Annotated in this window: 14 protein-coding genes and 2 tRNA genes; 7 read left to right on the top strand and 9 right to left on the bottom strand. The window is 31.8% G+C overall.

Annotated features, from left to right (window positions below):
• Positions 1-6: 6 nt before the first annotated feature.
• From Q0822_RS14500 to mutS, 5 genes are all read right to left on the bottom strand, one after another.
• Complete coding sequence (locus Q0822_RS14500) at positions 7-3,048, bottom strand: TonB-dependent receptor (protein WP_299124873.1); 3,042 nt, start codon at positions 3,046-3,048, stop codon at positions 7-9.
• 246 nt (positions 3,049-3,294) lie between these two features.
• Positions 3,295-6,099: a triple tyrosine motif-containing protein gene (locus Q0822_RS14495; protein ID WP_299124872.1), complete on the bottom strand. Its 2,805-nt coding sequence runs from the start codon at positions 6,097-6,099 to the stop codon at positions 3,295-3,297.
• Between the two features lie 218 nt (positions 6,100-6,317).
• Positions 6,318-6,401, bottom strand: a tRNA-Leu gene (locus tag Q0822_RS14490).
• A gap of 47 nt (positions 6,402-6,448) precedes the next feature.
• Positions 6,449-6,520: transfer RNA gene (locus tag Q0822_RS14485), tRNA-Gly, on the bottom strand.
• A 95-nt stretch (positions 6,521-6,615) separates the two neighbouring features.
• On the bottom strand, positions 6,616-9,228 hold the full coding sequence (gene mutS / locus Q0822_RS14480; RefSeq protein WP_299124871.1) for a DNA mismatch repair protein MutS: 2,613 nt from the start codon (positions 9,226-9,228) through the stop codon (positions 6,616-6,618).
• 104 nt (positions 9,229-9,332) lie between these two features.
• On the opposite strand from mutS, the gene Q0822_RS14475 reads away from it, so the two are divergent.
• Positions 9,333-9,866 (top strand): RNA methyltransferase, encoded by a 534-nt coding sequence (locus Q0822_RS14475; protein ID WP_299124868.1) that lies wholly within the window; start codon positions 9,333-9,335, stop codon positions 9,864-9,866.
• Positions 9,867-9,871: 5 nt separating this feature from the next.
• Positions 9,872-10,531 carry a class I SAM-dependent methyltransferase gene (locus Q0822_RS14470; protein ID WP_299124866.1) on the top strand — a complete coding sequence of 220 codons (660 nt, stop codon included), beginning with the start codon at positions 9,872-9,874 and terminating at the stop codon, positions 10,529-10,531.
• 34 nt (positions 10,532-10,565) lie between these two features.
• Here the strand turns inward: Q0822_RS14470 and Q0822_RS14465 are convergent, their stop codons facing one another.
• Together Q0822_RS14465 and folK are read right to left on the bottom strand one after the other, a co-directional pair.
• Positions 10,566-11,279: a hypothetical protein gene (locus Q0822_RS14465; RefSeq protein WP_299124864.1), complete on the bottom strand. Its 714-nt coding sequence runs from the start codon at positions 11,277-11,279 to the stop codon at positions 10,566-10,568.
• Positions 11,280-11,314: 35 nt separating this feature from the next.
• Positions 11,315-12,442: a 2-amino-4-hydroxy-6-hydroxymethyldihydropteridine diphosphokinase gene (gene folK / locus Q0822_RS14460; RefSeq protein ID WP_299124862.1), complete on the bottom strand. Its 1,128-nt coding sequence runs from the start codon at positions 12,440-12,442 to the stop codon at positions 11,315-11,317.
• Between the two features lie 71 nt (positions 12,443-12,513).
• Between folK and Q0822_RS14455 the strand changes: the two genes are divergently transcribed.
• The 4 genes from Q0822_RS14455 (at position 12,514) to rpsU (ending at position 17,261) form a co-directional block, all read left to right on the top strand.
• The gene (locus Q0822_RS14455; RefSeq protein WP_299124860.1) at positions 12,514-13,218 is read left to right on the top strand and encodes a queuosine precursor transporter; all 705 of its coding nucleotides are present in this window, start codon (positions 12,514-12,516) and stop codon (positions 13,216-13,218) included.
• Positions 13,219-13,328: 110 nt separating this feature from the next.
• Complete coding sequence (locus Q0822_RS14450; RefSeq protein WP_299124858.1) at positions 13,329-15,986, top strand: AsmA-like C-terminal region-containing protein; 2,658 nt, start codon at positions 13,329-13,331, stop codon at positions 15,984-15,986.
• Positions 15,987-16,101: 115 nt separating this feature from the next.
• The gene (locus tag Q0822_RS14445) at positions 16,102-16,965 is read left to right on the top strand and encodes an RNA polymerase sigma factor RpoD/SigA (protein WP_299124856.1); all 864 of its coding nucleotides are present in this window, start codon (positions 16,102-16,104) and stop codon (positions 16,963-16,965) included.
• 101 nt (positions 16,966-17,066) lie between these two features.
• The gene (rpsU, locus tag Q0822_RS14440) at positions 17,067-17,261 is read left to right on the top strand and encodes a 30S ribosomal protein S21 (protein ID WP_008269492.1); all 195 of its coding nucleotides are present in this window, start codon (positions 17,067-17,069) and stop codon (positions 17,259-17,261) included.
• Between the two features lie 66 nt (positions 17,262-17,327).
• Here the strand turns inward: rpsU and Q0822_RS14435 are convergent, their stop codons facing one another.
• Together Q0822_RS14435 and Q0822_RS14430 are read right to left on the bottom strand one after the other, a co-directional pair.
• Complete coding sequence (locus tag Q0822_RS14435; protein ID WP_299124854.1) at positions 17,328-17,579, bottom strand: hypothetical protein; 252 nt, start codon at positions 17,577-17,579, stop codon at positions 17,328-17,330.
• Between the two features lie 86 nt (positions 17,580-17,665).
• Positions 17,666-18,457, bottom strand: coding sequence for a DUF2797 domain-containing protein (locus tag Q0822_RS14430; RefSeq protein WP_299124852.1), 792 nt, complete (start codon positions 18,455-18,457; stop codon positions 17,666-17,668).
• Positions 18,458-18,565: 108 nt separating this feature from the next.
• Here Q0822_RS14430 and Q0822_RS14425 point away from each other — a divergent pair, with 108 nt between their 5' ends.
• Positions 18,566-20,083: a GH3 auxin-responsive promoter family protein gene (locus Q0822_RS14425; RefSeq protein WP_299124851.1), complete on the top strand. Its 1,518-nt coding sequence runs from the start codon at positions 18,566-18,568 to the stop codon at positions 20,081-20,083.
• Positions 20,084-20,165: the final 82 nt, after the last annotated feature.

Here is a 20,165-nt window from a genome sequence, read left to right as displayed (position 1 = left end):
GTTCTATTAAAATTTTAAGTTCATTCCTAATTCATATCTTATTGGATTAGGATAAAATCCGTAATCAATCCCACCACCAATTGGCGCACCATTTGATGTTGTTGGGTCATAACCTGTATATTCTGTTAATGTAACTAAATTTTGAGCAGATATATAAAATCTCAATTTACTAATTCCCCATTTTTCTGATGTCTCAGCGTTTATCGTATAACCTAACTGCACATTCTGTAATCTAATAAAAGAACCGTCTTCTACATAAAAATCTGAGAATAAGGTATTATTAGTAGCACCTGTGGTTACTCTTGGGAAGCTATTACTTGTACCCTCACCTGTCCAACGGTTTAAATACTGTATAGTTCTATTGGTTAAAGGAAGATTTCTCTCGTAGTTTCTTACAATTTCATTTCCTACTGATGCAAAAGCATAGGCTCCAAAATCGAAATTATAAAAATCGAAAGACAAGTTTAATCCCATTGTGGCGTCTGGTATTGGGTCTCCAATATTTGTCTTATCCATATCGTTTATAACGCCATCACCATTGATATCTACAAAAATAAGATCACCAGGTTGTGTATTACTATTGAGCACTGCCGAGTTATCAATTTGTGCTTGATTCTGGAAAATTCCATCAGTTCTAAAACCTCTAAAGTAGCCTATTGGCTGACCAGCTTCCATACGTGATGGTGGTTCTTGACCTATACCAAATGCACCCCCTGGTACAAATCCACCTTCTTGACTTACTGAGACGACATTATTATCTATGGCTGTAATATTATACTTAAGGTTGAACCTAACATTATCACTCAGTTGTTCTGAATAGCCTATGGCGAATTCTATACCCTTGTTTTCAACAATTCCGGCATTAATTATTGGGGGAGATGCGCCTGGAGCACCTGTACCGATTATACCTGAAGCTTCAGGTTGCACCAACAAGTCTTCTGTACGTTTTTCAAAGTAATCTAGCGTTACATCTATTTTATTATCCCAAAAACGCATATCTAAACCAACATCGAATGTTTTTTGTTTTTCCCAGCGTATTTCGGGATTACCAATTCTTCCTGCAGCATTACCAAAAACTAAGGTGTCATCAAACACATAAGTTGCTTCTCCATCCAGAACCGAAACAAATCCAAAAGCACCAATTCTATCGTTACCCAAAATACCATAAGAAGCTCTTAATTTTAGAAAGTTCATAAAATCACTATCTTCTAAGAATGCTTCGTCTGAAGCCACCCAACCGATAGAACCAGAAGGGAAAATACCAAATTTATTTTCTGGACCAAAATTACTGGAACCATCACGTCTTACGACGGCGGAAAATAAATATTTTCCTTTATAGTCGTATTGTGCTCTTGCAAAATAAGATAATAACCTAGAATCATAACTTAGATCATTTCCATTAGGATTGAGATTCTCTATTCTAAGCGCATCATCTAAATTTGCAAAGGCAATATTATTATCTCTAATACCAAAGCCTGCGAAAAAATTAAAATCACCAGTAGTTTTAAAAACTGAAGTCCCTAATAATAAATTTAGGTTATGGTCGTCACCAAAAGTATTTTCATACTTAATAAAGGCATCAAAGGTATAATCTCTGCGGTACGTTTTGCCTCTAAAAGTTGAATTATTATCCACATCATCGTTCGGTAACAAATCAAATACTTTATCAACCGTTCCTTCAATACCGTAATCCACAAAAGGAGAAAAAGACGTATTGGTCTCCTGAGAGTAGTTAAATTGATAACTCGCTTGAGCCGTAAAATGTTCCAAAAAATTATACGATAAATTAATGTTTCCATTTAATTTATCGACTAAACCTCTATTGTAAGTGTTATCAATTTGCTTTAATGGGTTTACAACTTCAAAACCAAGATTAGTTGCAGCATCATTTATGCCTAGTGTTGGAGCCATGTTCACGGCATTAAAGAGTACAGAACCAATTCCATTCTCTGGTAATGCTTTTCTAGTGGTATGTGTCCAAGTTATACCAGTATTGATTTTAAAATTTTCTAAAAAATCTAAACTGTAACTTAATCTTTTCGTTAATCTGGAGAAATTTGATTTATTTCCGCCAACAATACCATCTTGAGTTAAAAATGAACTACCAAAGGCATAAGTTGATTTTTCACCACCACCTCTTAAAGTTATGGCATTACTAAATAGTGGTGCAGTTTGGAAAACTTCCTTCTGCCAATCCGTTCCTTGACCTAAACCTGAAACGTCTGGATAAGGTATTGCCTCCCCATTAGCTGCAAACGATTCATTAAGTAATAATGCATATTCTGTAGCATTTAACAAAGGAACTTCTCTGGTCGTTTCTTGAATAGCACCAAAAGCTGTTACATCAACAGTCAATGGCATACTTTTTCTACCCGATTTGGTCGTAATAAGAATCACACCATTTGCAGCTCTAACGCCATAGATACCTGCAGTTGCATCCTTTAATATATTTATAGTCTCAATATCATTTGGGTTAATGACACTCAAATCTTCTACAACAGTACCATCTACCAAAATTAAAGGTTGCGTTGCACCGTTTGTGGAAACTCCTCTAATACTTATTGTTGAACCTGCGCCTGGAGAACCAGAATTTGATACAATATTTACACCAGCAACTTGACCTTGCAACGCTTGTTCAATTCGTGTTGGTTTTAATGCATCAACTGTTTCACTAGAAACTACGGATACTGCACCTGTTACTTCTTTTTTAGATTGAGTTCCATAACCTATAACTACTACTTCATCCAAAGATTCTGCATCTTCTTGTAATAAAATAGTAAGTGGTTTGTCGTTGGTGATTGTTATCTCTTGGGTTATAAAACCTATATAAGAAATAACGATTACCGTATTTAAAGGGACATCATTTAAGGTGAAATTACCATCAAAATCTGTGGCTGTTCCTGTAGATGTATTCTTGATAATTACATTAACACCTGGTAAGGGTTGTCCTGAAGAAACTTCAGTCACTGTTCCCTTAACATTGACATTTTGCCCATGCATTGCAACCGTAAAGAAAAAAGCAAAGAGCATAAAAAGTTTTATTTTCATAGTTTCATATGTTAGATAATGCAACCTAACATAAAAAAATGTTGAATTCGCAAAAAAAGACTATACAAAAAACATACAATCTAAAAAACATACAAAATTAATAAGGAATTCTTAAGTAAACTACTTGAATTTCGGCATTTTCGAATTAACAAGAAGATTTCGAAAACATAAATTATACAACCAAAAATTTATAGATTTGCCTTTTGTATGGGTTTTGTATAGGTGAAAAATCTGTTTGTATAGGTTTTACAGGTCGATAATGTAGTTAGATAAGCTTTGATCGTGATTTAAGCCCATTTTTTTTCGTAAACGATAGCGCTTAACTTCTACGCTTTTATGCGATATGTTAAGGAGAGGGGCTATCTCTTTTGAAGATAGATTTAGCCTTAAATAGGCGCATAATCTTAAATCATTTGGTGTAATGGAAGGGTGAAGTGTTTTTATCTTTTTCATAAAGTCTTTATCGACATTATTAAAAGCTTCTTCAAAAAGTTTCCAATCACTTGTATCGTTTAGATTGGAGTTTACAAGTTTTATGACCCCTTTAATACCATCTATTGATTTAGTTCTGCTCAACTCTTCTTTAATATTATTTAGTAGCTCGTTCCGCTTAACCAAATTCATTGTAGCTGTTCCCAACTCTCTATTTTTATTCTCAATATCTAATTGCAAATTATAGTTTTTAATCTCCATTATTTGCCGTTGATTTTGAAATTGTTCTAACTCTAATTCTCTTTCTTTTTTTGCCAAAAGCTTTTGCTGCTGTTTTTTATAATATCTTCTATTGAAATAATACAATAAGTATATTAGTAATAGAAATATTATGATATACAAAACGATGGCTAATGGCTTTAGATACCATGGCTTTGCTATATTAAAAGAAAATGATAGTGTGTTTTCAGTTAAACTACCACCTACTTTAGCTCTTACTTCAAACTTGTATTCACCATGCGATAAGTTTTCAAATAATATCTCAGAGTTAGTTGACCAAGAACTCCATTCGTTATAAATTCCTATTAATCGGTACTGATATAATGGCGATGCAAATTTGTTAAAACCAGTGACACTATAAGTAAAATAAATGTTTCGATCTTTGTTCCTTAATTCTGCAATTTCAGATAATCGCAAAGGTGTCATTTCCTCGTGCAAAGAGTTATAAGACACCGTGTTCAAGACAATACTATAAGTCTTATCCTCAACCTTATTTAAATCTATAACTATTAATCCTTCTGTTGTACCTAACAAATAATTATCATTATCTAAATGAAGAATATTCTCAAAACCTAGCTTACTTTTTCGCATTTGAGTTGACAGAGGAACTGATTTTATTTTTAGTTCATTGGTTAGCTTGCTAGGTTCTACATATAGTAAATGATCCTTTGAAAAACTCCAAAGCCTGTTCGCTTCTTTATCATTAATTAATTTTCCTGAAGTGAATTTTTTATTTTTAAAGAGGGATCCTAGTAGCGTATCTATCTTTAATTTATTCTCTTTATCGTCATACCGAAAAATACGATCTTCATAAACGTAATAGAGTTTATTATTATAATCTATAATACTAGTACTAATCCCTTTATCAATTTCAAGCTTATTATAAGTAATAACATTAGTGTATTCAGTATCTAGTTGTAATTTATAGACTCCTTTATACTCATGACTCATTAGAAGTTCAGTAGTACTTATGAATTCAAAATATCTAGAAGAGATATCAAAACCTTCAATTTTATTTCTTAACAGCCAAGTGTTACTATTTTTTTCTAAAATATGTAAACCTCTATAATTTCCTTGAATCAGTAAGTTTGAATTCCCTTCAATTTCCTTAACAAACCATGTTCCTTTCTCATTAGAAATCATGGAAGCAGTATTGCCCTTAACAATGAATGTCCCTTTATCATGACCACAAAACAATGTATTATCAATATTTTGCAAACTCCAAACTTGTCCTTTTGTATTTTCAATAAATTGAAACTTATCATCAGCACCTAATCGCCTATAGAATAAGCCCTGATTAGTACCAAGGTATAAATTAGTTTCCGTTTTAGCAGAAGCATAAATAGTTCCTAAAATACCTTCATTATCTCTATAAATTTTAAAAGGAGAGTTTAAACTTAAGTTATTAATGCCATTATCTAACCCCAACCAAATATCACCAAAAGTATCTTCAAAAATAGATAATACTGTATTATTACTTAAGCCTCTAGGTTGATCAATTCTTAGGATTACTTCACCTTTTGAATTGAGTTGGATAATACCATTAGAAATTGTACCTAAGACAAAACTTCCATCTTTGAGTTTAATGCTATTATAAACACTTACCCTAGACAAAAGTTCATTAGCATCGATATTCCATTTCTGAATATTTTCGCCATCAAAAATATAAAAACCATCTTCTTTAGTTTCAAATAGCAACTCTCCATCATTAGAAAATATATTAACTACTTCTTTGTCTCTAATATTAAAATTAGAGGTTAGTAATTCATCCTTCCCATTGGCTATCTTAAATATACCCTTGTTGATCTTCTGAAAATAAATACCATCATCAACTTTGAACATTTTGTTAATTCTGGTCTGAGACTTTACAATTTTAAAATCTTTATCGATTGTATTATATATGTATATTCTGTCAAAAGATTGAAATAAAACCCAGTTCTCTAATTCTGTTATTTCCCATATTTCCTCATCCTCTATTAATCCATTTTCTATATTAACTGCCAATGATGTATAATCTAGGAGCCCAAATTCATTACGCTTCCAATAACCAAAATCCATATAGTTACCTGTGTATATGATTCCGTCAATTACTTCTACAGACCGAAGAATAGTTTTATTTGGAGTAGTGTATAAATTCCATTTTTCTCCATTATACTCTAATAAACCTTTATTATTTGCTACATATATAATATCATTTTCATCTTGAGAAATAGACCAGTTTTGATCATCAGCATTATAATCTCGAGGTGTAAAAACTTGAATAGGAGGAATCTCTTGCGAAAAAGAACTCGTCGCAACTAAAAATAATGTAAAAAGAAGATTTCTTTTAACTAAATTCATATCAATTAACCACTTTAACAGTACAATCTTAACACTGTTATAATTAGGTGAAATAAATAAAAGAATAAGTTATGTTAAGGTACTAATATATATAAATAAAAGGGTTAAAACATAATTGTAGTGTTAAAAAGATGTATTGTATAGTATAAATTAAAATAAATTTAGCGCAAATTACATGAAATAAAAAAGCCGAAACTATCGTTTCGGCTTTTCATCTGTACTGAAGACGGGACTTGAACCCGTACGTCCTAATGGACATTGGATTTTAAGTCCAACGTGTCTACCAATTCCACCACTTCAGCATCCTGATTACAGCAATGTAATCAAATTGGTATATTTTAATGAATAGAGCGAAAGACGGGATTTGAACCCGCGACCCTCACCTTGGCAAGGTGATGCTCTACCCCTGAGCTACTTTCGCAGTTTTTAAAGAACTTGTTCGCTATAAAAGCGGATGCAAATTTAAAATATTTCTTAGAAAAGCAAAGCCTTTTTTATAAATAAATAAAAAAAGTTTTAGGCTTGTTTTTTCTTCACTAGCATTCGCTTTATTTCATTGAGTTTCATCAACGCTTCTACAGGCGTTAAGGTATCTATATCTGTATGCAAAATTTCGTCCTTTATTTCAACAAGTAATGGGTCATCGAGATTAAAAAAGCTTAATTGTAAATCGTCTTTCAATGTCTTCACTTTATCTGTTAATTCCTCGCTAGAATGCGATTTCTCTAATTTTGAAAGAATTTTGTTTGCTCTTCTAATCACTTGTTGTGGCATTCCTGCCATTTTTGCGACGTGAATCCCAAAACTATGTTCGCTTCCACCTTCCACCAACTTTCGAACAAATAGTACATTATCCTTTAACTCCTTTACCGAGACATTGAAGTTTTTAATTCTTCCAAATGTTTCAGTCATCTCGTTTAACTCATGGTAATGTGTAGCAAATAATGTTTTTGGTTTTGAAGGATGCTCATGCAGGTATTCACTAATGGCCCAAGCTATGGAAATACCATCATAAGTACTTGTTCCTCGTCCAATTTCATCTAGCAATACTAAACTCCTATCTGAAATATTATTAAGAATTGATGCCGTTTCGTTCATCTCAACCATAAAGGTAGATTCTCCCATTGAAATATTATCGCTAGCTCCAACTCTAGTAAAAATCTTATCTACTAATCCAATTCTTGCTTCCTTTGCAGGTACAAAACTTCCTATTTGCGCTAATAATACAATTAAAGCCGTTTGTCTTAAAATAGCCGACTTACCTGACATATTAGGACCCGTAATCATAATAATTTGCTGTGATTCTCGATCTAAATAAACATCATTAGCTATGTAAGGCTCACCAAGTGGTAGTTGCTTTTCAATCACTGGGTGACGACCATCTTTTATCTCTAAATCGAAACTATCATCAATTTGTGGATAGGTATACTTATTTGCTTTTGCTAAACTTGCAAAACCACATAAACAATCTAATTGACCAATCAGTTGCGCATTTTGTTGCACTTGCACAATAAATTGATGCATCCATGTCACCAATTCAGTGAATAGTTGCTGCTCAATCCCTAAAATACGTTCTTCAGCACCTAAAATTTTTGCTTCATATTCTTTTAATTCTTCCGTAATGTAACGCTCTGCATTAACTAAGGTTTGTTTGCGTATCCATTCTTCTGGAACTTTATCTTTATGTGAATTTCTGACTTCTATGTAATAACCAAAAACGTTGTTTGAGGCAATTTTTAAAGATGTGATGCCTGTGCGATTACTTTCACGTTGCAACATATTATCTAGATAATCTTTTCCAGATTTTGACAAACCTCTGAGCTCATCTAATTCTTGAGAAAATCCCTCAGTTATTGTATTGCCTTTAAGAACATTAACTGGTGCTTCTTCATTTAATGTTTCCTTTATTTTTTCTCGCAATAAATCGCAACGATGTAAATTATCGCCTAAAATTTTTAAGGCTTCATTATCACAAGTTTCAGCAACCGATTTTATAGGCACAATTGCCTCTAATGAGTTTTTAAGCTGAATAACTTCCCGAGGACATACTTTAGTTGTTGCTATTTTAGAAATAAGGCGTTCTATATCACCAATATGCTTTATTTGCTCTTGAACCTTTTGAAGTACTGACTCATTTTCTAACAAATACTTTACAACTTCATGCCGCTGTTTTATTTTTTCAGAATGCTTTAATGGTAATGCCAACCAACGTTTTAACGTTCGGCCTCCCATTGCAGAAATCGTTTTATCAATAACGTTAATTAAAGTAACTGCATTAGCATTTGTAGAATTATAGAGCTCAAGATTTCTAATCGTGAATTTATCCATCCACACGTAATCGTCGGTTGCAATTCTCGAAATCGTAGCAATATGCTCTAACTTATTGTGACGCGTTTCACTTAAGTAATGCAATACAACTCCAGAAGCTATAATACCCTCATATAAATCTTCAATTCCGAAGCCTTTTAATGTTTTTGTGTTAAAATGCTTAATCAACGTTTCATTGGCATAATCAGCTTGAAACACCCAATCCTCTAAATAAAAAGTATGAAAATCATTTCCAAAAGTCTCGATAAACTCTTTTCTGCACTGCTTTGAAATTAAAACTTCGCTCGGATTAAAATTTTGAAGCAATTTATCGATGTACTCGGCATTACCTTGAGAGGTCAAAAACTCGCCTGTAGAAATATCTAAGAATGAAACACCGATATATTTCTTGTCAAAATGAACCGCACATAAAAAATTGTTAGACTTAGAATGTAAAATATCATCATTAAGGGCCACACCAGGTGTAACCAATTCTGTAACACCCCGTTTTACAATGGTCTTGGTTTGCTTTGGATCTTCTAACTGATCACAAATAGCAACACGCTCTCCTGATCTTACCAATTTTGGCAAATAGGTGTTTAATGAATGGTGTGGAAAACCAGCCAATTCAGTCTCACTCTCACTACCAGCACCACGTTTAGTTAAGATAATATCTAAAATCTTAGACGCTTTTACAGCGTCACTACCAAAAGTTTCGTAAAAGTCACCTACTCGAAATAATAATAATGCATCAGGATATTTAACCTTAATCGCATTATACTGCTTCATTAATGGTGTTACTTTTTTTGCCTTTTTAGCCAACTGTTTTCTTTATTTTTGTTGAAATTATAAGAATGCTAATTTACTTATTATTTAAGGTTTATTGAAGCCTAAAAGCTATAAGTTATCTACAGTTGTTGATAAATATGAGAAAATTAAAAAACGAAGAATTAGATCGATTAGAAGTATCAGAATTTAAAAAAGTTAAAAAATCTCCTATCATTATAATTCTAGATAATATTAGAAGCCTAAATAATATTGGTTCTGTCTTTAGAACCAGTGATGCTTTTCTAATTGAAAAAATTTATCTCTGTGGCATAACAGCACAACCACCACATAATGACATTCGCAAAACAGCTTTAGGAAGCACCGAAACTGTCGATTGGGAATATATTAAATGCACAATTGATTTAGTTAAAAAGATGAAAGATGAAGGTGTGAAAATTTGTTCTATTGAACAAGCTGAAAACGCAATAATGCTCAATGATTTTAAACTTCAACCTAATACTAAATACGCTTTCATTTTTGGTAATGAAGTAAAAGGTGTTACACAAGAAGTAGTTGATGAGAGTGATGTCGTTATTGAGATTCCACAATTTGGGACTAAACATTCTTTAAATATTTCTGTGAGTTGTGGCGTTGTGATTTGGGATGTGTTTAGTAAAATTTCAAACCTCTAAAGCAGTTGACAAAAAAATCAAAAGCACCTTGGCCAACAAAAGATGCTATGAGTCAAATCTATGAACAGCATCTTTGGGGTGGAAAAGATTTTGATTTTTATTCTGGTGATGGTTCTCATAATTATAAAATTGTGAAACCTTATTTAGATACTGTCATTTCGTTCTTAAAAACACATAACAATTCTTTAACCGTTTGCGACTTAGGTTGCGGTGATTTCCATATTGGAAAACATCTTACCAAATACGCTAAAAAATATATTGCTGTTGATATAGTAGAACATCTCATTGAAAGAAATATATCTAAATTCAAAGATGATAACTTAGAATTTCATTGTTTGGATATTGCTAAAGACAAACTACCAAAAGCAGATTGTATTATTTTGAGACAAGTACTTCAACACTTGTCTAATGCTGAAATTCAAGACATCGTCAAAAAACTAAGTACTTATAAATTTGTGATTCTCACTGAGCATATTCCAATGGCGAATTTCATTCCCAATAAAGATATTCTTTCTGGTCAAGGGATACGACTAAAACAAAATAGTGGTGTTGATTTGTTGAAATCTCCATTTAACCTGAAAGTTAGAGAAGAGAAAATCTTAAGCGAGAGTATTCTAGAAGAGAATCAAGGAAAAATATTAACAACACTATACACTTGCTTTTAAATATTCTTGATTAAAAGTACTAATTAAACTTATGCTAAATAATCCAACTTGGGTCTTTATACTTTTCTTTAATCGCTATCAGTAATTTACTAAATAGTTTATTTTTTCGTTGTGTTAAACGGTCTTCATAATTTAGTTCGAAAGAACAATTCCAACAATTTTGGTCAACTACTTTTATTATACCTATTCCTTGAACCCAAAAATGCAATTTACTATCGTTTGGTTTACCTGAAGACGAAAAGACATATATTCTCAAACTATCTCGATAACTTTTCTTAAAGATGCGTCGAATATATTTCTTTTTTTTAAAAACAATACTATCAATGAGTTTTAAGTTTAATGTATCAATTACAAAAGGGCTTTCTTCTGTATATAAATTTTCATCATACAATTTTCTAGTTAAGAGAGCATTGTTCAAATCTTTATGTGGAATTTTGTAAATTAATGAGTCAAATCCAGGCCTTTGATATCCAGCCCTATTACCAATCAATAATTTTTCCTCTATATAATTATCTCTACTTTTAATAAGTAACCTCACTCCTCCATTTGTTACATTTCTACATGTCACTTCTTGGTCGTAAAGGCAATCACTCCTGTACCATGACTTGAAACCAGTGTATATATAATTTTCTTCTCCGATTTTTAATTGACTGAAATCATCTAAATCAGTAATAGTTGTATCCTGCGCTAATAATGAGTTTAAGCTAAAAAACATTATTAGACTAAATAAACCTTTTACAATTATCATACTTTATCGAATTAAAAACACAACACACTAATCAACTAAATATTTATCTCACCCAACAACCACAAATAATCCGCGCGATTCTTAACAAAATCCTTTTCAGAAATATCAATTATTTTCACATTCATTTCAGGTTGGCTTTTTAAGAAATCTAAATAACCAGCATTGATTTTTTCTAGATAATCGTCTTTTATATCTTTCTCGTAATTACGTCCACGTTTCTTAATGTTTGCCTGTAAACGTTCAGTGTTTTGATAGAGGTAAACATATAAATCTGGCTTAGCAATATCCTTATATACTTGGTAGAATAATTTTCTATACAATCGAAATTCATCTTCAGCTAATGTAATCTTAGAAAAGATTAAGGACTTAAAAACATCATAGTCACTCACCATAAAATCTTTGAATAAATCTAATTGCGATAAATCATCAGAAATTTGCTGATATCGATCTGCTAAGAATGACATTTCTAGTGTAAAGGCATAACGCAAAGGTTCTTTGTAAAATTTTGGTAAAAACGGATTGTCAGCAAAACGTTCTAAAATTAATTTGGCATTAAAATCTTGAGCAATTTTATTTGCTAAACTTGTTTTACCTGCACCAATATTACCTTCAATCGCTATAAAGTTGTAGTTAGAAAAACTAAATTGCTTTACAGGATTCTTTAACCAAATCTTAATAGGCTCTATAACGGATTCATCTTTACATTCTTGAAGTAAAGCCTCAATAGATGTTTTTAAAATAGGATGTTCAATGTCCTTTGCTATATCAAAAAGTGGTTGAAGTACAAATCTGCGCTTATGCAATTGAGGATGTGGAATTACTAAAGTTTTCTCGTCTATAATCTCATCATCATAAAACAAAATATCTAAATCTATTTCCCGAGATTCATAGTATTTAGTAGTTTTCTTAGTTCTTCCAAGGTTTTTCTCAATAGACTTTAGTGCCTTGAGTATTTTTTTAGGTTTTAAATCTGTTTCAACCTTAATACAAGCATTGTAAAAATCATCACCTTCAAAGCCAATAGCGGGTGTTTCATACACTTTAGAAATCTTCTTTACTGTACCAATCGTTTCAAAAATAGCATCCACAGCAGATTGCAAAAACTGCAATTTATTGCCTTTGTTACTTCCTAATGCTATGTAAACGGTTTTGGTTGATTTCATGGAAACAACAAAATAACTAAAACAAATATTATTCTTATATCTTTACTGAAACTATTTATCAACCATTTTTAATGGCATTAAAAGACAAGCTCTTAGCCCAGCGTATTTACCTATTACTTGGTGGACTTTTTATGACTTCGCTTGTCGTTTCAAACTTAATATTTCAGAAATTCTTTTATTGGTATCCTGTTGATGTTGAAATCTTTGGCTCTAAACTATTTGAGATTTCTGTAGGCATATTGCCTTATCCTATCACATTTTTAATTACAGATTTAATTAGTGAAATTTATGGAAAAAAGCGAGCTAATGATGTTGTTGTGGTTGGTATTTTTGCATCGCTTTTTTCTCTATTAATCATCTACACAGGGTCTCAAGTTCCTGCAACCTCTTGGTCTTATGTAGATGACACGATATTTAATAAAGTCTTCGGAAATTCAGCTATCGCAGTATTTGCAAGTATGATTACTTACCTATTCGCTCAGTTTGTGGATATTCAAATTTATCATTTCTGGAAACGCTTAACCAAAGGTAAACATCTGTGGCTTCGCAATAATTTTTCCACGTGGTTTTCTCAGTTTGTAGACACCTTTACCATTGTAACATTACTTTGTTCTTTTGGCATCATCGATTGGGCAAATTTTAAAGGCTTACTGGTCAGCGGATTCCTTTTTAAGGTTATTGTCGCAGCCTTAGACACACCGTTTTTATACTTAGGTGTTTATGTTTTCCGAAGACGATTCAACCTAAAAGTAAATGAGGAAATAAATTTACTGTAAGAGCTAACCAAAACACTAAAATCTTCTTAAACTTGTTTCTAATAGCAACTATTATGCTGAATTTAGCGTATATCAATTAGAAGTTATTCTATAAAATCATAAAACACCTCATGAAGAAAATTTTCAAAATTATTGGAATCGTCCTATTAATTTTCATCGCTATACTTATCGCTATCCCTTTTGTTTTGGAATCCAAAATAGATACCATCGTTCAGAATTATGCAGATGAAAATCTTAATGCTGAATTAAGTTTTGATGATATAAGTCTCAGCTTAATCAGTAGCTTTCCAAAGGCTGAAGTGAGTGTTGAAAACTTAAAGATAAAGACGAGAGCTCCTTTTGAAGATGAAACGTTAGCCACTGCAAAATCATTGTCTTTTGAAATGTCAATAGGTCAATTATTTCAGGGTACAGAAGAACCACTTGTAGTAAACGAAATTATCGCAGATGAGATGCTTTTGACTCTTAAGACTAATAATAATGGTACTGTTAATTATGATATTGTTAAAGAAAAAGAAAACATTAATGAAGTAACAGATTCTGGCACTAGTAGTTTTAGTTTCGATATTGAAAACTATGAAATTAATAATAGTGCATTTACATACATCAATGAAGAATCCAATACAAATCTATATGCTACAGAAATTAATCATAGTGGTAAGGGTATCTTTTCTGGTGAACTTTCAGAGTTAGACACCGAAACAGAGGCTAGAATTAGCATGTCTATTGACAGTACTGAATATTTAAGTAATAATATTATTAAGTTAGAAGCTTTAATTGACTTAGATTTAGAACAAGAAAAATATACCTTCAAGGATAACAAAGGCTTTATAAATCAACTCCCTTTAGAGTTTCAGGGTTACGTACAAATGGTTGAAGAAGGTCAACAAATTGATATAAGTTTTAAAAACCCTGAATCTTCGTTCAAGGATTTTTTAGCAGTTATTCCCAAGGAATACGCTAAGAATATTGAAAATGTAACCACAACTGGAAATTTCACAGTCAATGGTATCATAAAAGGGTTGGTTTCAGAAGAAACCATTCCTACTTTAGATATTAACATGCGTTCGGATAATGCCTCATTTAAATATCCTAATCTTCCTAAAAGCGTTAAGAATATTAATATTAATGCTTCTGTAAAAAACACAACTGGTAACGTAGATGATACGTTTGTAGACGTTAATCAACTCGATTTTAAGATTGATCAAGATGTGTTTAAATCTGAAGCTCATATAAAAAACTTAACTGGTAATATGTTAGTAAACGCCAATTTAGACGGAGTTCTAAACTTAGCTAATATTACCAAAGCTTATCCTATTGAGTTAGAAAATGAACTAAGTGGCATTTTAAAAGGACAACTAAATACTGCTTTTGATATGAACGCTATTGAAACCAATGCTTACCAGCGTATTAAAAATAATGGTAGTGTTTCAATTTCAGATTTTATATTTTCTTCTGAGGACATAGTAAACCCTATTCAAATTAATAAAGCAGATTTAACCTTTAAACCAGGAACAGTCAGTCTAAATAATTTTGATGCTCTGACTGGGAAGAGTGATTTCTCTGCTACAGGAACCATTAATAATTTACTAGGCTTTCTATTGAGCGACAAAAAGCTTCAAGGAAATTTTAACGTAAAATCTAACACGTTTGCGATTTCGGATTTTATGGTAGAAGATGAAACTGCCAGTGCGACTTCTAATAAAACAACGTCTAATAAAGAGTCTTTGAAAATTCCTGATTTTTTAGATTGCACAATAGTTGCTAATGCTAACACAGTTATCTATGACAACTTAAATTTAAAGAATGTAAAAGGTCAATTACTTATTAAAGATCAGAATGCTAATCTTAAAAATATGACCACAGATCTGTTTAATGGTAAATTAGGCATATCAGGTAACGTATCTACAAAAGAAGCGAAACCAAGTTTCGATATGCAATTAGCCATGCAACAATTTGATATTTCGCAATCATTTAAGGATTTAGAAATGTTGAAATTCTTAGCACCTATTGCTAAAGTATTACAAGGCAAACTCAACTCTACAATAGATTTAAGTGGTGTTTTAGATGAAAATTTTTCACCAGATTTAGCAACTATTACAGGCAATGCTTTAGCCGAAGTTCTAACCGATAAGGTTAATGCTGGCAACAGTCCAATACTATCAGGCTTAGGCAGCAAATTAGACTTTATTAATTTCGATGAATTAGATTTAAAAGCTATAAAAACCAAATTGAGTTTTGAAAACGGAGAGGTTTCGGTAAAACCATTTACGATAAATTATAAAGACATTCCCATTGAAGTTTCTGGCTCACATAGTTTTTCTAACACCATGAATTATAGTGCTGTATTAAAAGTACCAGCAAAATATTTGGGTGGTGATGTAAATCGATTGATTGGAAAAATAAATGATGCTGAAGTCAATAAAATTACTATACCAGTAACAGCGAATATTGGTGGCACTTTTTCAAGTCCTCAAATTAAAACTGATTTAACAAGTGGTGTTTCAAATTTAACGAAACAACTCATTGAAATTCAAAAGCAAAAATTACTTAACCAAGGTAGTAACAAAATTGAAGATCTGCTAGGTGGAATTCTAGGTGGAAATTCTAATAACACTAAAACTGATTCTACAACTAAGAAAACAGATAGTATCAAAGCAAACACTAACGATAAAATTAAAGAAGGAGTAAAAGATGTCTTGGGAGGCATTTTAGGTGGAAAGAAAAAATCTAAAGACAAAAAAGCCCAAGATTCGACTAAAAATTAGTGTTGCTCATTCAAAAACACTCAATTTTAGTTAATTTTCGTTAATAATTACCTATTTCCTTGCTTTTCTAAATAATTAAGTTATAATGTAGGTTCACTAAATTTAAAACGGATACATGAGGCAATTAAAAATCACCAAGCAAGTTACCAACAGAGAAGATAAATCATTGGATAAGTATCTTCAGGACATTAGTAAAATACCACTAATTACAGCAGAAGAAGAAGTAGAGCTTGCACAACTTATACGAAAAGGTGACCAAGTTGCATTAGATAAATTAACCACAGCGAATTTAAGATTTGTGGTTTCGGTGGCTAAGCAATATCAAAACCAAGGTTTAAAATTACCAGATTTAATTAATGAAGGTAATGCAGGTTTGGTAAAAGCAGCTAAACGATTTGATGAAACTAGAGGATTCAAATTTATTTCTTATGCAGTATGGTGGATTAGACAAGCTATATTACAAGCTTTAGCAGAACAATCTCGTATTGTACGCTTGCCATTAAATAAAATTGGAACTATCAATAAAATCAATAAAGCATTTTCTCATTTAGAGCAACTACATCAAAGACCTCCGAATGCAGAAGAAATTGCACGCGAATTAGATATAAGTGCTCGTGAAGTAAAACAATCCATGAAAAATTCTGGTCGTCATTTATCTATGGACGCACCATTAAAGGATGGAGAAACATTTAGTCTATACGATGTTGTAAGTGCTACAGAATCACCAAGACCAGATAAGGCCTTAATGAAAGAGTCTTTAAATACTGAAGTTGAACGTGCTCTAGAAACTCTTACACAAAAGGAAAGTGATGTTATTCGCTTAAACTTTGGTATTGGAGATCAACCACCTATGACACTTGAAGAAATTGGAGGTATTTACGATCTAACAAGAGAGCGCGTAAGACAAATAAGAGAAAAAGGTATTAGAAGATTACGCCATGCTAGTAAGAGTAAAATCTTAAAAACATATTTGGGTTAAAAAATAATTTCTAAAACGCTCATTTAATTTTTTATTTTCAAATAGTTAGCATATATTTGCCGACCATTTGAAGGATTAGATAACAAAAAAGTATCGATATAATGATTAAAATCGAAATTAAAGAAGGAGAAAATATAGAACGTGCTCTTAAGCGTTACAAGCGTAAACACAGAAATGTACAGATTATGCAGAACCTTAGAGAGTCTCGTTATTTTACTAAGCCTTCTGTAAAAAGAAGAAGAGAAATTCAGAAAGCTGAATACATTCAAGGTTTAAGAGACGCTGAAAACGTATAGACTTTTTTATATAAAGTAAAAAAAGAGCAACATAACTGTTGCTCTTTTTTTTTAAAATAATTCCCTTTATCTAAATTTTTCATTCATAGCCTTCGCTTTTACCGGGTCAATAGGAAAATCTTCATAAAAATGCTCAAACGTTTTATCTGTAGAATAATTATCAGTTAAAACTTTGTAAACCATCAATACGACCGACGCTTGACCAACAACAGTTAAATAAAAGATCCAATTAAAAGGAAGATTCATAGCACACATTATAGTAATTGTAACTAATAAAAGTGTGGTAATGATAACATAAGGGAATGGTGAACTCTTCATAACTCAATTTTTTTATTTAAGTTAACTAAAAATTGAGTGACTAAAATATGATTTAACGGATTTCTAACAATTTTAAAAGATGTTAATCAAATATTTATCTCAACAACCAAACCTTCATTAGCCCTAATATTAAAAACGGTTTGATCGTCGAAAATAAGATATTGACCTTTTATACCTACTAACTTACCAGAATATTCAATCTGTTTTTTTAGATTTAAGCTTTTAGGCTTTTCGGGATATTTATCTACTGGAAACTGTAAATGTGTTTCAGAATTATTTTCGATAAAGTAATCTTGAACTTCATCTGGAATATATTGCTTTAAATTCTGCCTCCATTCTAATAAATCTTCATCCTTAATATCATTTTTCAACATATTTCGCCAATTGGTTTTGTCTGCCACATGATCTTTTAAAGCGACTTCTGTAATACCAGCCAAATATCTATTAGGAACTTCAACAATTTCTATAGCTTCATGTGCTCCTTGGTCTATCCAGCGGATTGGTACTTGGCTTTTCCGTGTGACTCCAACTTTTACATTACTAGAATTAGCTAAATATACTATATGAGGTTGTAACTGCACTTTCTTTTCGTATTCTAAATCTCTATCCTCTTTTCCTAAATGTGCTGTACTTAACTCTGGTCTCATTATCCAATCCCCAGCTAATGGCTTATCAAAAAAGCACGTCTTACAAAATCCTTGTCTATATATCGGTCTATCAAATCCACAGCTTAAACATTGATGTCCAACGAGTTTAATGTCAATAGACTTATTCAATAATTGATTCATATGAATAAAATCACTTTCAAAAACCAAATAATACTGAATTGGTTCTAAAAACTCAGTTTGCATTTTAGTGAGAACTCCTGTGTAGACCATAAAAGAAATTTAGTAAATTTAACTTTTCAAATTTAGAAAACTAAATCTGAAAATAAGTAAAAACGAATAATTGCCAAATGCCGTTTAACGGCTAAAGATAGCTAATCCATGCCAATCCCTATTGTAAATTCTATTGCATCGTGGTTTTTAAAAAAGCGATTTCATCAAATTGAATTGTTTTTAAAATACCCTAACGAAGTACAGAACGAGTTACTCTTTAGTTTACTAAAAATTGCAAAGGACACTGAAATTGGTAAACAATATGATTTTGCTTCAATAAAAACTTATAAAGAATTTAATGAACGTATTCCTGTTGTTAACTACGAAACAATTCAACCTCTTATAAAGCGATCTCGTGAAGGTCAACAAAATATTTACTGGCCAAGACCTATAAAGTGGTTTGCAAAATCTAGTGGAACTACAAATGCAAAAAGCAAATTTATTCCTGTAAGCACGGAATCTTTAGAAGATTGCCATTATGCTGCTAGTAAAGATTTACTATGTATGTATTTGAATAATAATGAAGATTCGCAATTATTTACAGGTAAAAGTTTGCGCCTTGGAGGTAGTAAAGAATTGTACAAAGAAAATGGAACTGTATTCGGTGACCTAAGTGCCATTCTTATTGATAATATGCCATTTTGGGCAGAATTTAGTAGTACTCCCAGCAGTAGAGTTTCTTTAATGAGTGAATGGGAAACTAAAATGCAAGCCATTGTTGACGAAACTATAGAAGAGAACGTAACAAGTTTGGCTGGTGTACCATCTTGGATGCTGGTACTTCTTAATAATGTTTTAGATAAAATAGGAAAAAATAATTTGTTTGACATATGGCCAAATTTGGAAGCTTACTTTCATGGTGGAGTGAGTTTCAATCCTTATGTAGATCAATACAAAGCTATATTACCATCTCATCAGTTTAAATATTACGAAATCTATAATGCATCTGAAGGCTTTTTCGCTATTCAAGATCAAAACTATTCTAGTGATTTATTACTGATGTTAGATTATGGGATTTTCTATGAGTTTATACCAATGAATACTTATGGAACCAATACACAAAAAGTTATTCCATTGAGTGAAGTAGAGCTTGGCGTCAATTATGCTGTTGTAATAACTACCAATGCAGGTCTTTGGCGCTATAAGATTGGAGATACTATTAGATTTGTAAGCTTAAGTCCACATAGAATCAGGGTCTCGGGAAGAACAAAACACCATATCAATGCCTTTGGTGAGGAGTTAATTATAGAAAATGCCGAAGAAGCACTTAAAAAAGTATGTAAACACACCTCATCTGAAATTGTAGACTATACAGCTGCACCAATCTTTATGAAAGGTAAAGAAAAAGGTGCTCACGAGTGGATTATAGAGTTTAAAACCCCACCAAAAAACATGTCTGATTTTGAAAAACTCTTTGATGATGCACTAAAATCTTTAAACTCTGATTACGAAGCCAAGCGTTATAATAATATGACCTTAAATAGACCTTCTATTCATAGTGCAAGACCAAACTTATTCTATGATTGGCTTAAAGAAAATGACAAGCTTGGTGGTCAACACAAAGTACCTCGTTTATCCAATTCTAGAGACTATGTTGATGCATTATTACACTTAAATAGTAAGTAATTTCATCGATAAAATTTGTATTATTCTTATCATTATCGGAAAATCCTGATTCTTATCTAAGAAACATCATCAAATTATTGGC

The sequence above is a fragment of the uncultured Winogradskyella sp. genome (assembly GCF_947496485.1).
In the GTDB taxonomy this organism is placed as follows: Bacteria; Bacteroidota; Bacteroidia; order Flavobacteriales; family Flavobacteriaceae; genus Winogradskyella.
The sequence above is the reverse complement of the archived record's forward strand: the minus strand, read 5'-3'. Positions and strand labels throughout refer to the sequence as shown.

What these genes read in the sequence shown, in the direction of transcription:
- Q0822_RS14500 (WP_299124873.1), bottom strand. Translation starts at nt 3,048, where the DNA reads ATGAAAATAAAACTTTTTATGCTCTTTGCTTTTTTCTTTACGGTTGCA.
- Q0822_RS14495 (WP_299124872.1), bottom strand. Translation starts at nt 6,099, where the DNA reads ATGAATTTAGTTAAAAGAAATCTTCTTTTTACATTATTTTTAGTTGCG.
- Q0822_RS14475 (WP_299124868.1), top strand. Translation starts at nt 9,333, where the DNA reads ATGAGAAAATTAAAAAACGAAGAATTAGATCGATTAGAAGTATCAGAA.
- Q0822_RS14465 (WP_299124864.1), bottom strand. Translation starts at nt 11,279, where the DNA reads ATGATAATTGTAAAAGGTTTATTTAGTCTAATAATGTTTTTTAGCTTA.
- folK (WP_299124862.1), bottom strand. Translation starts at nt 12,442, where the DNA reads ATGAAATCAACCAAAACCGTTTACATAGCATTAGGAAGTAACAAAGGC.
- Q0822_RS14455 (WP_299124860.1), top strand. Translation starts at nt 12,514, where the DNA reads ATGGCATTAAAAGACAAGCTCTTAGCCCAGCGTATTTACCTATTACTT.
- Q0822_RS14450 (WP_299124858.1), top strand. Translation starts at nt 13,329, where the DNA reads ATGAAGAAAATTTTCAAAATTATTGGAATCGTCCTATTAATTTTCATC.
- Q0822_RS14445 (WP_299124856.1), top strand. Translation starts at nt 16,102, where the DNA reads ATGAGGCAATTAAAAATCACCAAGCAAGTTACCAACAGAGAAGATAAA.
- rpsU (WP_008269492.1), top strand. Translation starts at nt 17,067, where the DNA reads ATGATTAAAATCGAAATTAAAGAAGGAGAAAATATAGAACGTGCTCTT.
- Q0822_RS14435 (WP_299124854.1), bottom strand. Translation starts at nt 17,579, where the DNA reads ATGAAGAGTTCACCATTCCCTTATGTTATCATTACCACACTTTTATTA.
- Q0822_RS14430 (WP_299124852.1), bottom strand. Translation starts at nt 18,457, where the DNA reads ATGGTCTACACAGGAGTTCTCACTAAAATGCAAACTGAGTTTTTAGAA.
- Q0822_RS14425 (WP_299124851.1), top strand. Translation starts at nt 18,566, where the DNA reads ATGCCAATCCCTATTGTAAATTCTATTGCATCGTGGTTTTTAAAAAAG.